The organism is Arthrobacter sp. StoSoilB20, assembly GCF_019977295.1.
Taxonomy (GTDB): Bacteria; Actinomycetota; Actinomycetes; order Actinomycetales; family Micrococcaceae; genus Arthrobacter; species Arthrobacter nicotinovorans_A.
Genome location: NZ_AP024651.1, coordinates 874939 through 888554, shown reverse-complemented (window position 1 = coordinate 888554; position 13616 = coordinate 874939). Strand labels below are relative to the sequence as shown.

General features: G+C 63.6%; 12 protein-coding genes and 1 riboswitch. Of the genes, 8 read left to right on the top strand and 4 right to left on the bottom strand.

Features of this window, described 5'->3' with window-relative positions; genetic code table 11:
- Positions 1 to 208: 208 nt before the first annotated feature.
- Positions 209 to 1687 (top strand): gamma-aminobutyraldehyde dehydrogenase, encoded by a 1479-nt coding sequence (locus tag LDN85_RS04170; protein ID WP_026542225.1) that lies wholly within the window; start codon positions 209 to 211, stop codon positions 1685 to 1687.
- A 42-nt stretch (positions 1688 to 1729) separates the two neighbouring features.
- Here the strand turns inward: LDN85_RS04170 and LDN85_RS04165 are convergent, their stop codons facing one another.
- Positions 1730 to 2644, bottom strand: coding sequence for an EamA family transporter (locus tag LDN85_RS04165; RefSeq protein WP_223944675.1), 915 nt, complete (start codon positions 2642 to 2644; stop codon positions 1730 to 1732).
- 72 nt (positions 2645 to 2716) lie between these two features.
- Between LDN85_RS04165 and LDN85_RS04160 the strand changes: the two genes are divergently transcribed.
- Both LDN85_RS04160 and LDN85_RS04155 read left to right on the top strand, forming a co-directional pair.
- Positions 2717 to 3637 carry a LysR family transcriptional regulator gene (locus LDN85_RS04160; protein ID WP_091552889.1) on the top strand — a complete coding sequence of 307 codons (921 nt, stop codon included), beginning with the start codon at positions 2717 to 2719 and terminating at the stop codon, positions 3635 to 3637.
- Positions 3638 to 3753: 116 nt separating this feature from the next.
- Complete coding sequence (locus LDN85_RS04155) at positions 3754 to 4080, top strand: hypothetical protein (RefSeq protein WP_223944674.1); 327 nt, start codon at positions 3754 to 3756, stop codon at positions 4078 to 4080.
- A gap of 109 nt (positions 4081 to 4189) precedes the next feature.
- Here LDN85_RS04155 and LDN85_RS04150 read toward each other — a convergent pair whose 3' ends face one another.
- The gene (locus tag LDN85_RS04150) at positions 4190 to 4714 is read right to left on the bottom strand and encodes a histidine phosphatase family protein (RefSeq protein WP_026547663.1); all 525 of its coding nucleotides are present in this window, start codon (positions 4712 to 4714) and stop codon (positions 4190 to 4192) included.
- Positions 4715 to 5099: 385 nt separating this feature from the next.
- Positions 5100 to 5966 carry a winged helix-turn-helix domain-containing protein gene (locus tag LDN85_RS04145; RefSeq protein WP_026542230.1) on the bottom strand — a complete coding sequence of 289 codons (867 nt, stop codon included), beginning with the start codon at positions 5964 to 5966 and terminating at the stop codon, positions 5100 to 5102.
- 653 nt (positions 5967 to 6619) lie between these two features.
- Here LDN85_RS04145 and LDN85_RS04140 point away from each other — a divergent pair.
- The 5 genes from LDN85_RS04140 (at position 6620) to LDN85_RS04120 (ending at position 12211) form a co-directional block, all read left to right on the top strand.
- Positions 6620 to 7360 carry a response regulator transcription factor gene (locus LDN85_RS04140; protein ID WP_223944673.1) on the top strand — a complete coding sequence of 247 codons (741 nt, stop codon included), beginning with the start codon at positions 6620 to 6622 and terminating at the stop codon, positions 7358 to 7360.
- A 3-nt stretch (positions 7361 to 7363) separates the two neighbouring features.
- Positions 7364 to 8863, top strand: coding sequence for a HAMP domain-containing sensor histidine kinase (locus tag LDN85_RS04135; protein WP_026547662.1), 1500 nt, complete (start codon positions 7364 to 7366; stop codon positions 8861 to 8863).
- 108 nt (positions 8864 to 8971) lie between these two features.
- A riboswitch (cyclic di-AMP (ydaO/yuaA leader) is annotated at positions 8972 to 9159 on the top strand.
- 3 nt (positions 9160 to 9162) lie between these two features.
- Positions 9163 to 10005 carry a hypothetical protein gene (locus LDN85_RS04130; RefSeq protein WP_026547661.1) on the top strand — a complete coding sequence of 281 codons (843 nt, stop codon included), beginning with the start codon at positions 9163 to 9165 and terminating at the stop codon, positions 10003 to 10005.
- A gap of 170 nt (positions 10006 to 10175) precedes the next feature.
- Positions 10176 to 11420, top strand: a complete 1245-nt coding sequence (locus tag LDN85_RS04125; RefSeq protein ID WP_223944672.1) for a glycosyltransferase — start codon at positions 10176 to 10178, stop codon at positions 11418 to 11420.
- Positions 11421 to 11437: 17 nt separating this feature from the next.
- Complete coding sequence (locus LDN85_RS04120) at positions 11438 to 12211, top strand: MerR family DNA-binding transcriptional regulator (protein WP_223944671.1); 774 nt, start codon at positions 11438 to 11440, stop codon at positions 12209 to 12211.
- On the opposite strand, the gene LDN85_RS04115 is transcribed toward LDN85_RS04120, so the two are convergent.
- Complete coding sequence (locus tag LDN85_RS04115) at positions 12208 to 13599, bottom strand: aminotransferase class V-fold PLP-dependent enzyme (RefSeq protein ID WP_223944670.1); 1392 nt, start codon at positions 13597 to 13599, stop codon at positions 12208 to 12210. The genes LDN85_RS04120 and LDN85_RS04115 overlap by 4 nt on opposite strands.
- Positions 13600 to 13616: the final 17 nt, after the last annotated feature.

Here is a 13616-nt window from a genome sequence, read left to right as displayed (position 1 = left end):
CACCGAACCTTTACCGCCCGGGACTTTCACCGGATCCTCACCTCGCTGCGCCAGATTTATTGCCCGTTTTCTGACCGGCTTTTTCGAATAGCCGCCCCGAAACGCAACCCATCCTCCGCACGCACGCCGCCACCCGGCGTCGTTCCTTCACCACTGTTCCTTCACCACTGCCGGACAGCGACGCCCGGCAGGGAAAGCACGGCACACCATGCATCAGTTCATCAATGGACAACTACTGCCCGGCACGTCGGGCACCACCCTGGACGTCATCAATCCGGCAACCTCCGAAGTGGTTGAAACCGTGAGCCTGGCTTCCGTGGCGGACCTCGAATCCGCGGTCGCAGCAGCCCGTTCCGCTTACCCCGCGTGGTCCAGGACCACGGCCGGGGAACGGGCCGGTATCCTGCAAAGGTTTGCCAGGATCATGGAGGAACGGGCCGCAGAGTTCTCCCGCGTGGAGAGTTCCCAGACGGGCAAGCCGTTGCGCCTGACCCGGGAGTTCGACGTCCCCGGAACCATCGACAACATCGACTTCTTCGCCGGGGCAGCCCGCCACCTGGAGGGCAAAGCCACAGCTGAATACTCCCCTCAGCACACCTCGTCCATCCGCCGCGAATCCATTGGCGTGGTGGGCTCCATCGCTCCCTGGAACTACCCGCTGCAGATGGCGGCGTGGAAGATCCTGCCCGCAATCGCGGCCGGCAACACCATGGTCCTCAAGCCCGCCGAGATCACACCCTTGACCTCCCTCCTCTTCGCGCAGGCGCTCACTGATGCGGGATTGCCCGACGGCGTGGTGAACGTGGTTGTGGGCGACGGCGCCACTGTTGGAGCTGCCCTCATGCGGCATCCGGACGTGGATATGGTGTCCTTCACGGGTTCCACCGCTGTAGGCCGCACGGTTCTGGAAGCTGCTGCCGTCAATGCCAAGCGCGTGCATCTTGAATTGGGCGGAAAAGCACCCTTCGTGGTGTTCGACGACGCCACGCTGGACGCCGCAGTGCATGGCGCTGTTGCTGGTTCGCTCATCAATACCGGGCAGGACTGCACCGCAGCCACCCGCGCCATTGTGCACCGGAGCGTGTACGAGGAATTCGTGGCCAAGGTCGCAGCCCGCTTCGAGGGGATCACCCTGGGGGTTCCTGGGGATGAGGACGCGGACCTTGGCCCACTGGCGTCATTCAAGCAGCGGGACCATGTGGCGGGGATGGTGGATCGCGCCCGGAGCTACAGCAAGGTGATGGCCGGCGGCTATGCGCCGACGGATGGGAGTTTGGGAAACGGCGCCTTCTACCGGCCCACCCTGGTGGTGGACGCAGGCCCGGACTCGGAAATCGTCAAGGATGAAGTGTTCGGCCCGGTCCTGGTGGTCCTTCCGTTCGATACGGATGACGAAGCGATCCACCTGGCCAACCACACCGTCTATGGACTGGCAGCGTCGGCCTGGACCAACAACCTGCAGCGGGCCATGCGTGCCACCCGCGAGATCAACGCCGGCTGCGTCTGGGTGAACGACCATATCCCGATCATTTCCGAGATGCCCCACGGCGGCTTCAAGCAATCCGGCTTCGGCAAGGACATGTCCGCCTACTCCTTTGAGGAATACACGCAGGTGAAGCATGTGATGGTCGAGCTGGACGGCGTTGTGGAGAAGGACTGGCACCGGACCATCTTCCGGCTGCGCTGATCCCCCACGTTGCGAGGCCCGCTCTGCGCGCTTTCCCGAGGTCTAAAGGCGCAGAGCGGGCCTCGCAACGGGAGTTTCCTTGCGGATTTTGCCTCGGGCGCCCAGCACAGCGATGGCCACTCCGAGGAGCAGTATCAGCCCGCCCATGATTTCGGTCAGCGTGGGAATCTCGTTGAGGACCAGCCACGCGGCTGTCATCCCTATCACCGGGACCAAAAGCGTGAAAGGCACGACGTCGGAACCCGGGTAGAGCGACAACAGCCGGTTCCAGATGCCGTAACCAACAAGGGACGCAAACACGGCAGTGTAGATCGCACTAAGAATGGTGGCCGGCTGCAGGTCCGTGAGCGTAGCCCAGACCGTGCCCGGGCCGTCAACCACCAGCGACAACCCCGCCAGGGGAACAGGTACCACCGCTCCCGACCACACCACCAGGCCCAAACCGGAGGCGGCTTTGGAATGCCTTGCCACCACGTTGCCGACAGCCCAGGACAAAGCCGCGGCCAGGACAATCATGAGGGGAAGCACCGGTGCCACAGCACTGCGCCCCAGCGCCACCACTCCCAGCCCTGCGATGCCGAGGACCACGCCGGCCAATTGACGCCGGCTGGGCCTCTCCCCCAGGAACTTCGAGGCCAGCAGGACGGTGAACAGCACCTGCGCTTGGAGCACCAGCGAGGCCAAACCTGCAGGCATCCCGAGCGCCATGCCCAGATACAGGAGGCCGAATTGTCCGGCGCTCATGAACAGTCCGACGCCGAGAATCGGCTTCCAGCCCACGTCCGGTTTTCGGATGAACAGGATGAAGGGGAAGACGACGAGGACAAAGCGCATCGCGACAAAAAGCAGTGGAGGAACTTCCCTGCCGTTGGTGTGCAGGCCGAGGTCGATGGCAACGAAATTGATGCCCCAGAGGACGGCGACCAGGACGGCGAGGGCAGAATGGCGAAGGTTCACAAGTACACTCTGACTTCCTTTAGCGTGAAGCACCAGCGTTGAATTGTGCATCCAACAGCGTAGATTTGCTTCATGATTGATATCCCCGCCTTGAGGGCGCTGGTTGCCGTGGAACAGCATGGCTCGGTAGTGGCGGCGTCCGAGGTGATGGGATTCAGCCCATCGGCGGTGTCGCAGCAGATCAAGAAACTGGAAAAGCAGACCGGCGTTACCGTTCTGGAGCGGAATGGCCGCGGCGTGCTCCTCACTGAGCGCGGACTGGCACTGGCCGGGTATGGGCGCCGGATCATGGGCGAACTGGAAGAGCTCCAGGCCACCTTGTTGGCTGATCCCGCGAAGCCGTCCGGCCTGCTGAGGCTGGTGGCGTTCTCCACCGCGTGCCGCGGGCTCGTGGGGCCGATGCTCGGGCGCATAGCGGCCAACCATCCCGCCGTGAAGGTCACGGTGCTGGCAGAAGACCCCCGCGAAGCGGTTCAAAGAGTGGCCAGTGGGGAGGCGGAACTGGCGGTCGTCCACAACTGGAACTCAGTGCCGCTGGTGATACCGGAAAACCTGGTGCACGAGGACCTCTGCATTGACCAAGCCGATGTCCTGGTCAACAGCACCCACCCGCTGGCGTCCCGCACCGCCGTCGAGCGTGAAGACCTGCTGGATGAGACGTGGATCAGTACCCCGGCGGGGGCTATCTGCAACGAGGCCCTGCTGCAGATCTTCGCCGGACTGGGCCGCGTTCCCGACATCCGCATTTATGATCCCGACTTCTCGACGCACGTTGCCATGGTGGAGCAGGGGGTGGCGGTGGCACTCGTCCCGCGTCTCGGAAGGCCGGAGCTGCCGCCGGGCGTCGTTGCGATTCCGGTCATCAACCCAGTGCAGCAACGATCCGTGGGCTTGGTCTACCGGAAAACGATGACCGCCAGCCCCACCATCCGGCAAGCAGTGCGCATGTTGCAGGACGTCGCCGCTGAAGACTTGCCGCTGCCACCAGTTTGATCGAAGTCACACAGGGGAACATTCGACGCCCCACCAGTTGTTAACTTAGGCTAACCTTACCTAGCTGTCCGCGCTGCTTGGAGCGCGATCGTCGAAACTCCTGAAGGGGCCCAACTGTGGAAGCAATCCTCTTTCCCACGGACATGAACCACCATCACACCTATGGCTTGGTCAGTTACCTCATGATCGATGACGGACTCTATCCGAGCGCCCACAACCGGCGGGACCCCTACGCCCTGCCGGCGTTCGATATCCGCGGGCAATGGGTCTATCCCAGCCGCTACAACGAATACATGGCACCCCAGTTGCCGGTGTACATGTTCGACGGCGAATACCTCGTCGCCACCGGACACGGCGATGAAGCGGCGGGCCTGCCCGTCTTTGAAATTCGCTGCATGTGCATGCCCCAGTTGGCCCACGGAGATTCGGGCAGCCAACAGTAGCCGGGGGCTGGGGGCAACGCCGCCGCTCCAACAAGCACCGGCGCTTCGGCTGCGGCTTTGCTGTAGGCGCGGCCTCGCTCCAGCCGCGCGCCGTCCTTTGGGGAGCCCGCTAGGTGCGGGGGACCGCGAAGTGCGTCAGCCGCGCGTCCTGCCCGTCCAGTTCAGCCCAGGATTTCTCCGTTTCCATTACCGTCAACGCACTCGTTGGGTAGCGGGTGGCGGCGTCCATGTACGCGTCGTGGTCCGAATCGCGCGAGGCCAAGTGCATGGCGAGATCCTGGACCCCGGGCATGTGCGAGATGATCATCAACGTGGTGACGGTATCGGGGACATGATTGATGACCGTCAACATACGGTTCGCTGAGGCTGAGTACAGGCCGTCCTCGAGTTTCGGCGTCGGCGCTTTGTCGCCCAGTTCATCGCAGACCCATGTGCATGTTTGCCGGGTCCTCAGCGCAGACGAGCACAGGATAAAGTCGGGCACCACGCCTTGCTCGAGCAACCATTTGCCGGCAAGCGGGGCCTCCCTGTGGCCCCGTTCCTCGAGGGGACGCTCGTGATCAGGCACCCCCATGGGCCAATCAGCCTTGGCATGCCGCATGATCACAAGGCGCTTGATGTGGTGATCGCTCATGGATCAACCCTATCCGCCCAAGGCACCGGGCGTTCCTGACCTTCTTTGAGAGGGAACCGCCCCGATAGCAACCGGATGCGGTTGCCTATGGGCTGCCGGCGCATCAAAGAGGGTCACGGCCCCAGGCGCCCCGGTCCCCCACCACCCACTTTGAACTCCGTACGCCCCCAACACGCGGAGGCAGCGGGCGTGCCAGGGGGCTTCCCCAGCCAATGTAGGTGGTAGCCGCACACACACCCGGCGCCCTGGACCCTTCAGCTGCGGAGGCCAATCCTCGTCAGGGCACGAAAAAGCCGAAAGGCGGCATATCCCGATAGCGCCGTTGTCGCAAGAAGAACGAGCGCAGGCACAGGGGGATGTTGCCGCCTTTCGGCTGCGGTGCTGCTTAGATCGAGTATTCCGGAGCGGCCCAGACGATGACCTCGGGGTGCTCGTAGAAACGGTAGCCCTGGCCACGGACCGTGCGGACGGTGTTGGCAAGGCGGCCCAGCTTGGAGCGGAGGCGGCGGATGTGGACGTCGATGGTGCGCTCGTTGGGGACCTCTTCGGCGTTGCGCCACAGTCCTTCAAGGAGTTCGTCGCGGCCCACGGTGCGGGTGCCGTTCTCCACGAGATAGTTGAGGAGTTCGAATTCCTTGAACGTCAGGTTCAGCGATTCGCCGTCCAGGTGCACTTCGCGGCGGGCGAGGTCGATCAGCACGCCGGAGGGGCGGGATTCCTGCTGCGGTGCCGGGCGGGCGGTTTCGGTGCGCTGGCGTGCGGCGACAGTCGGGTCACCGAAGGTTGAACGCACGACGTCGAGTGCGGACCCGGGCGCGCCGGCGGGGGCTACTGCCACGGCAGCATAGCTCTCTGCACCGGTCACGAGGGACTGGGCGTAGGCACGGATTTCCTGGGCCAGCTTGGCAATGGAGGTGCCTGCGGCCGCTGCGGTTTCTTCGTCAATGCCCATGTAGAGCACGAAGCCACGGGCTACGTTGTCGTTGGCAACGGGGCGGAGCCTGTCGGACTGGGCAATGACCGGCGTAGGCGCAGTCATGGGTGCCGGCTCGGCAGCGGGCACTGCCCGCAACTGGCCATAGGAGTTGGGGTTGTAACCCTGCGGAACGTAACCGGGGGCCTGCTGGCCTGCGCCCTGCTGGGAGGGAGCGTAGCCGGGGCGGTTGCCGAAGCCGGGGCGGAGCCCTGCGTTCGATGCGGCCTTGTTGGCGTTACGGACGGAGATGTGGACGTATCCAGATGCAACTGACATGGAGTGCTTACCTCAAAAGTGAATAGCCGTCATCGCGGCTTCGAATGCTGGTTGTCCCCGCAATGAGTTTGGGGAGGGGCGCCCAACGCTGGGCTAGGGGGCGAATGCCTGAAACTTCTTGGGGTGGAAAGTTAGGCTTGCATTCGACAACAGCGGTCATCATGGCCAGCGGGTGTGCTGGGCCAGGTTGCTGCGGCTGCAGGTGCTGTTGAGTTCTTGTTCACATTGGAAGTGTGCAACGTAACAATGGCAACACGCAAGTAACAAAGCGCAGAACCGTCCACATTTTGAGACGGAGAGGTCTATTGTGCCGTAAATCACAATTCAGTCGAGGGGATAAATGAACGCCATTTCATTCGGCTCGAGCAAGAAATAATTGCAATCCAGTGAACATTCTTCGGCCAATGGGGCATCATGTGCACTGACATTCCCGGGAACAGCCCGGCTGCGGAATCTCACGATCTGAAACACTTGTTGTCCAATCGTGGACGGCCCACTTCCGAAAAATCCGGACAAAAATCTGCTACAAGCCGTAGAAACAGGATTGCCAAGCGTTTCGGACACGCTGACTCCCACCTCGCTAGTGTTGACTTCACAGCATCCTCACAGGACGGGCAAAGCGCTGGCTAACCAGCAGAACGGAGAGTTGTCCCATGGCCTCCTCGCACTCCATGACCAACAACCTGCCCCAGCTCTCCCACCCTGATGGTTCTCCGATCCGCGCCTTGGTGGTGGATGACGAACCCAGCCTCGCCGAACTCATGAGCATGGGATTGCGCATGGCCGGTTGGTCTGTGTCCGTTGCCGGCGATGGTCCCGGGGCCGTGAAGCTGGCCAAGGATTTCCGGCCGGACGTCCTGGTCCTTGATGTCATGCTGCCCGGTTTCGACGGCGTGGAGGTCCTCAACCGCATCCGCGCCTTCGCCCCGGAAGTGCCCGCCCTCTTCCTCACCGCCAAGGATGCCGTGCAGGACAGGATCGTCGGATTGGCTGCCGGCGGCGATGACTACGTCACCAAACCTTTCAGCATGGAAGAAGTCCTCCTGCGACTCCACCGGCTGGTCCAGCGTTCGGGCGTCGCTGCCATGGACACCGCGGAACTGGTGGTGGGTGACCTCACCCTGAACGTGGACACCCGCGAAGTTACCCGCGCAGGCGAGGACATTCCCCTCACGGCAACCCAGTTCGAGCTTCTGCGCTACCTCATGGAGAACCCCAAACGGGTCATCAGCAAAGCCCAGATCCTGGACCGCGTGTGGGATTACGACTTCGGTGGGCAAGCCAACATCGTGGAGCTCTACATTTCCTACCTTCGCAAGAAAATCGAAGCCAACCATCCGCCGATGATCCACACCATTCGCGGCGCCGGCTACGTCATCAAGCCCGCGGACTAGGCGTTGAGCACACTTTCAGGAGTGGCCAGAAAATCCGGCCGCAGCTGGCTGAACCCCTCCACGTGGCATTTGCGTACCCGGCTGGTCCTGGTGGCGATGGCACTGCTGGTCGCTATCTGCGGGGCGGTAGGAGTGGTCAGCTACGCCTCCATGGACATGGTGTTCAACAAGCAGCTCGACAGGCAGCTCGAGCAGGCGTCCAGCCGCGCGAACGACTTCGGCAGGCCGCCGTCGAACTTTCCCTCCTCACCTTCGGGGAAGCCGGACCCGCTGGAGGCCAGGGGGCAGGCCGCCGGAACGCTCAACGCCAGGATCGACGGGTCCACTGTCCGCAGTTCAGGGCTCATTGACGCCCAAGGCAACCGTGTTGCGCTGTCCCCCGCGGATGAGCAAGTGCTGTTGGCGCTGCCCAAGAGCGGTGATCCGGTGGATCGTTCCCTCTCCAACGGGGACTATCGGCTGGTAGCGGTCGAGGCCCCCTATGGCGACGTGATCGTCACGGGCCTGCCTCTCGCGGACAAACAGAGCGCCGAGGCCTCACTGGTCTGGACAATGGTGTTGGTCTCGCTGGGCGGGCTGGTGGTCATCGGCCTCGCCGGCACCGTCATCATCCGCCGGACCATGCGGCCTCTGGAGCAGCTCTCCGAGGTGGCCACCAAGGTTTCACGTCTTCCGCTCGACGCCGGTGAAGTGGCACTTGCGGTGCGCGTACCGCCGTCGGCCGCCCATCCCGGAACGGAAGTGGGCAGCGTAGGCCATGCCCTGAACCTGATGCTGAACAACGTCTCCAGCGCTTTGGAAGCCCGCCAGGAAAGCGAAACCAAGGTACGCCAGTTCGTCGCGGACGCCTCACACGAGCTCCGAACGCCGCTCACTGCCATCCGCGGTTACACCGAACTGCTGAGGATGACCGAAAGCTTCACTGACGACGGCCGCAAATCCCTGGCCCGCGTGCAAAGCCAGTCAGAGCGGATGACAACGCTGGTGGAGGATCTCCTGCTGCTCGCCAGGTTGGACGAGGGCCAACCGGTCAAGGTTACCGATGTGGACCTCACCCAGTTGGTGATCGAAACGGTCAGTGACGAGAAGGTCATGGCGCCGGACCACATATGGCAACTGCAACTGCCGGACGAACCCGTCACGGTCCGCGGCGACTCCACCCAGCTGCACCAGGTCCTGGCCAATCTTTTGTCCAATGCCCGCAAACACACCGATGCCGGCACTACCGTGGTTACGGCCGTCATGCTCTCCGCCGATGGCAGCGCAGTGGTGACCGTGACAGACAACGGGCCGGGCATTCCAGAGGATTTCCAAGGCCGGATCTTCTCCCGCTTTGCCCGGGCGGATGCCGCGAGATCGGGGTCTGAAGGGACGTCGGGGCTGGGGTTGTCGATCGTGGAATCCATCGTCGAAGCGCACGGCGGTAGCGTGGAGGTCACGTCGCGCCCGGGTCGAACCGAATTCGCCCTGCGGCTACCTACCGTCACCGCCGAAGGGATGTAACGAACTCGGCAAGGCGACTCACCGGCGTCGTGATCTCTGTTACCTAAATGTGACTTCTGCGAATTCCTCCTGTACCGTCGAAAGGGTGGGTCGCCCCAACTGGCCCGCATCCGGGATGCGCCGAGCTCTGCCACTTCCCGGAGTCCGTTCTTACTCCGAGGCAGAGACGGGGGACCCAGAGTCTCCGGGCCCAGGCATTTATGCCGGACCCTTGGGGTGAAGCCGCAGCGACATGCGCGGCCGGATGACCTCATCCGAACCCGACAGCTAACTCCGCAGGCGCTGAGAGGTAATCACACATGTCTGAATTTAACGATCAGACGCGCCCTTCCGCGCGTCACCGCGATGAGCACAACGCACCGTTGACCAAGTCGCAAACCGTCCTCAAGAACGCTGCCCGCCAAGGTAAGTCCGGCCACCGCATGTCGGTTGTTGCCGGCGTCGTGGCCGCCGCGTTGGGCGTCGCATCGCTCGGTACTGCTGCCAACGCCACCCTGAACCTCCCTGAGGCCAGCCGCGTTGCAGAGACCCAGGCAGCTGCCCAGGTCAGCACTAACAAGACAGCCGAAATCTCCGCTTCCTTGGACGCAGCCGCCGCAAAGGGCGCTGCCGACCGGGCAGCCGTGGACAAGGCCGCTGCTGAAAAGGCTGCCGCCGAGAAGGCCGCCGCCGATCAGGCTGCTGCTGAAAAGGCTGCCGCCGAAAAGGCCGCCGCCGACCAAGCCGCTGCGGAGAAGGCAGCTGCTGACGCTGCAGCCAAGCAGGCCGCCGACGCCGCTGCTGCCGCCGAAAAGGCCGCCGCCGAAGCCGCTGCTGCAGCCCCGAAAGCCGTGGATGACCCCGCCGCTGCCAAGGCCTACGCCGCAAGCATCCTGGGCAGCTACGGCTGGAGCGCCGGCGAAATGACTGCCCTGAACACCTTGTGGGAGAAGGAATCCAACTGGAAGACCACTGCCACGAACGCTTCCAGCGGCGCGTACGGCATCGTCCAGTCCCTGCCTGCTTCCAAGATGGCCTCTGCCGGTGCTGACTGGCAGACCAACTACCAGACCCAGATCAAATGGGGCCTGAACTACATCAAGGAGCGCTACGGATCCCCGTCGGCCGCCCTGGCCTTCCACTTGGCCAACAACTGGTACTAAACCAGGCAGTTTGAAGACCGCGCCGGTTGCCGCCGATCGCACCAGTCCCCACTGGAGCGAACGGCGGGAACCGGCGCGGTCTTTGCATTTCACAGGTGACCGCCGTAGCTCACAGTGACGTCACAGCTTCCGCCTAAAGCCCTCATAATTGGCGAGCCCATGCTGGAGATATGACGCTCACAAATCCAACCACCAGCGCTCCCCCACGACGGTTCCACTCCGCGCGCTTCGGTGGCGGGGCGTTGCCTGCTTCGCAGCCGGAACTCTTGAACGTAAGGCCGGAGAACCCGCAGTTGCCCAGGCGCTCCCCCGTGGACACCGGGGCCGGCGTCCCCGTTCTCGATCTCACCGTCCCCGTGTTCAATGAGGAAGCGCACCTGGAGAAGAACCTCCGCACGCTTCACGGCCATCTCTCCGGCACTTTTCCGCACACTTTCCGGATCACGGTCGCTGACAACTCCAGCACGGACAGCACCCTAAGGATCGCCGAACGCCTGGCACGGGAACTTCCGGAACTGCGGGTGGTCCGGTTCCAGGAAAGAGGGCGCGGAAACGCCCTCCGCCGCCTCTGGCAATCCTCACCGTCACCCGTGCTGGCCTACATGGAAGCGGATCTGTCCACGGATTTGTCCGCCTTGGCTCCCCTCCTTGCGCCGCTGCTTTCAGGCCACTCCGACCTGGCTGTCGGCACGCGCCTGGCACCTGACTCGCGCGTGGTCCGCAGTGGTGGCCGCGAATTCACCTCCCGCAGCTACAACGCCCTGCTCCGCACCGTCCTGGGCACACGCATTTCCGATGCCCAGTGCGGCTTCAAAGCCGTCCGCGCGGACGTTGCGCACCTTCTCCTCCCGCATACCAAGGACGACGGCTGGTTTTTTGACACCGAGCTCCTCGTCATCGCCGAACGTTGTGGTTTACGCATTCATGAAGTCCCGGTCGACTGGACCGATGACCCCAACTCAAGTGTCGACGTCGTACGAACCGCGCTTGCCGACCTGCGGGGCATGGCGCGGCTGACCCGAGACCTTCGCCCCGGACGTTTTCCGGTCAGGGAGCTTCGGCTAGGACGGGACCGGACGGCTCCCGGAACCGGACTTGCGGGGCGTGTGCTTGGTGCGGTGGCGTGGACGTCGCTTTATGCCCTGTTCTTCGTGCTGCTCCGCAGTGTCGTGGATCCTTTGCCGGCGAACTTCATCGCCCTTGCCCTCATGGCCTCGACTACCCGCCTGCGCATCCAAGGACCGGTCATGCTTCTCCTGACGACGCTGCTGAGTACGGCTGCGCTTGCGATCCTGCCGGTAATGACGACGGCGGACCGCTGGCTTGAAGGAGCCGTGCTGGCTGCCGCTGGACTCGCCGGGCATATCGGCGGGTATGTGGCTGGCCGAAGAAGGCTTGCACCTGACGTTACGTGAGGATTTAGCGTATTCCCATGGGAACAGCGGAGAGCGGACAGTGGAGTATCGGCGAACTCGCCAAAGCCTGCGGAGTCAGCGTGCGGACACTCCATCACTACGATGAGATCGGCCTGCTGACCGCGAGCGGCCGGACGCCTTCCGGTCATCGACGGTACGGGGAGGGCGATCTTCGACGACTGTACCGGATCAGGGCCCTTCACATGCTCGGGATTCCGCTTGCTTCCATCACGACAGCGCTGGATGGACCCGGGAACGATGATGATGATCTCGGTTCCATGCGTGTCCTGCTGGACCGGCAATTACGGCATGTTCAACAGCACGCCCAACAAGTCCAGGCGCTTCAGGACCGGCTGGGTGAGCTGTTCAACCGACTGGACGCTCCAGCCATGCCCACCGCTGCCCAATTCATGTCAACTTTGGAGATGATCACCGTGTTCGAAAAACACTTCACACCGGAACAGCGTCGACAGCTTGCGGAGAAACGCCAGGAGCTGGGAGCAGAGAAGATCGAGGACTCAAAACGTCAATGGACCGCGCTGGTGGAAGAAGGCCTGGAGCATGTCCGGGCCGGTACTTCCATCTCGGATCCGGCAGTGCAGGAGTGGGTGCATTCCTGGGACCGCATCGGGGAGATGTTCCATTCGGGCGAGGATACAAAAACCGCGGCCCGCGCAGCCTGGCAGGAGAACGCCCAAACGATCAGCGCAGACCTGCCCTGGAGCGCCGAAGACCTGGCCGGCCTGATGGGGTACCTGCACAAAGCGAGGGCGCACGAGCCCCAGGCCTAAACTTCGGGCTCGACCTCCACAGCACCCCTGACTGCTGCAATGGAGGCGGCAACATCTCCGGCGTCGGTGGTCCAGTTGCTCACGGAAATACGCAGGATTTCACGGCCACGCCACGAGGATCCGGACATCCACACCGCGCCCTCGGCCATGAGCCGCTGCGTCACCCGGTGCGTCCGGTCGTCGCTGCCGAAGCTCACCGAGACCTGCGTGAACACCACATCGTTGAGCACCTCGACGCCCGGAATGGCGGCGAGTCCTTCGGCCAATGCCCGGGCGTTGGCCGCGAGGCGCTCAACCATGGAGATCACGCCATCGCGGCCCAGTTGCCTGAGTGCGGCCCATACGGGAATGCCACGGGCCCGGCGGGACATCTCAGGGACTTTCTCCAGCGGATCCCCCAGCCCGGTTTCGGTGGCTATGAGATAGCTGGTGTGGACACTGAAAGCACGCCTTAGGGATTCTGGCCTGGAGACAATCGCCAGGCCGCAGTCATAGGGGACGTTCAACGTCTTGTGGGCGTCCGTTGCCCAGGAGTCCGCGTCCTCCACCCCCGTCAGCCGACCCCGCAACGTGGGGCTCACAGCGGCCCACAAACCGAACGCCCCATCCACGTGCACCCAGGCTCCCCGATCATGGGCCACCGCAATGGCTTCCTCCATGGGATCAAACGCACCGGAATGCAGGTTTCCCGCTTGGAGGCAGACCAGCGAAGGCCCGGGCTGTTGGTCCATGGCCTCAGCCAGGGCATCGGGAAGGATCCGTCCTTGGTGGTCCGCCTCTACCGGAACGCAGGCCCCCAAGCCGAGGTACCGCAACGCCAAATCCACTGCAGCGTGGCGCTCCCGGCCGGCAAAGGTGGTGATGCGCGGGGCGCCGGTCAACCCAAGAGCCTCCAAGTCCCAGCCTGCCTCGTCCATCAGGTATTGACGTCCTGCCGCCAATCCCACGAAGTTGGCGGTGGTTGCGCCGGTGGTAAATCCGACGTCGGCGGTGGCGGGCAGTCCCAAGAGTTCCAGCAGCCAGGCGGCTGCAGATTCCTCGATCGCGGCAGCGGCAGGGGTGGCGAACCGAAGCCCCGTGTTCTGGTCCCACGCCGAAACAAGCCAATCCGCGGCCATGGCCGCAGGCAGGGTTCCGCCCATGACCCACCCAAAGAACCGTCCGGACTGGATTGCCATGAGGCCCGGCTCAGCCAGCGCGGCGAGCTCATCGACTACCTCGGCGGCATCTGTCGCTTCATCCGGCAGGCGCGGCAGGATGCTCTTGGCCACCTGATCGGCATCGGAGGACGGGCGGACTGGACGTGTTGGGACCGACGCAAGCCAGTCACCGGCGTGGACCATGGCCCGCTCCAGTGCAGCACCGTACGCCTCCGGCATCGCAGACATGCGCACAGCCTACGCCC

Bases quoted from the DNA above. Each gene is read 5' to 3' on its own strand.
- LDN85_RS04130 (WP_026547661.1), top strand. From the start codon at position 9,163: ATGTCTGAATTTAACGATCAGACGCGCCCTTCCGCGCGTCACCGCGAT.
- LDN85_RS04115 (WP_223944670.1), bottom strand. From the start codon at position 13,599: ATGTCTGCGATGCCGGAGGCGTACGGTGCTGCACTGGAGCGGGCCATG.
- LDN85_RS04150 (WP_026547663.1), bottom strand. From the start codon at position 4,714: ATGAGCGATCACCACATCAAGCGCCTTGTGATCATGCGGCATGCCAAG.
- LDN85_RS04140 (WP_223944673.1), top strand. From the start codon at position 6,620: ATGGCCTCCTCGCACTCCATGACCAACAACCTGCCCCAGCTCTCCCAC.
- LDN85_RS04120 (WP_223944671.1), top strand. From the start codon at position 11,438: ATGGGAACAGCGGAGAGCGGACAGTGGAGTATCGGCGAACTCGCCAAA.
- LDN85_RS04125 (WP_223944672.1), top strand. From the start codon at position 10,176: ATGACGCTCACAAATCCAACCACCAGCGCTCCCCCACGACGGTTCCAC.
- LDN85_RS04170 (WP_026542225.1), top strand. From the start codon at position 209: ATGCATCAGTTCATCAATGGACAACTACTGCCCGGCACGTCGGGCACC.
- LDN85_RS04145 (WP_026542230.1), bottom strand. From the start codon at position 5,966: ATGTCAGTTGCATCTGGATACGTCCACATCTCCGTCCGTAACGCCAAC.
- LDN85_RS04160 (WP_091552889.1), top strand. From the start codon at position 2,717: ATGATTGATATCCCCGCCTTGAGGGCGCTGGTTGCCGTGGAACAGCAT.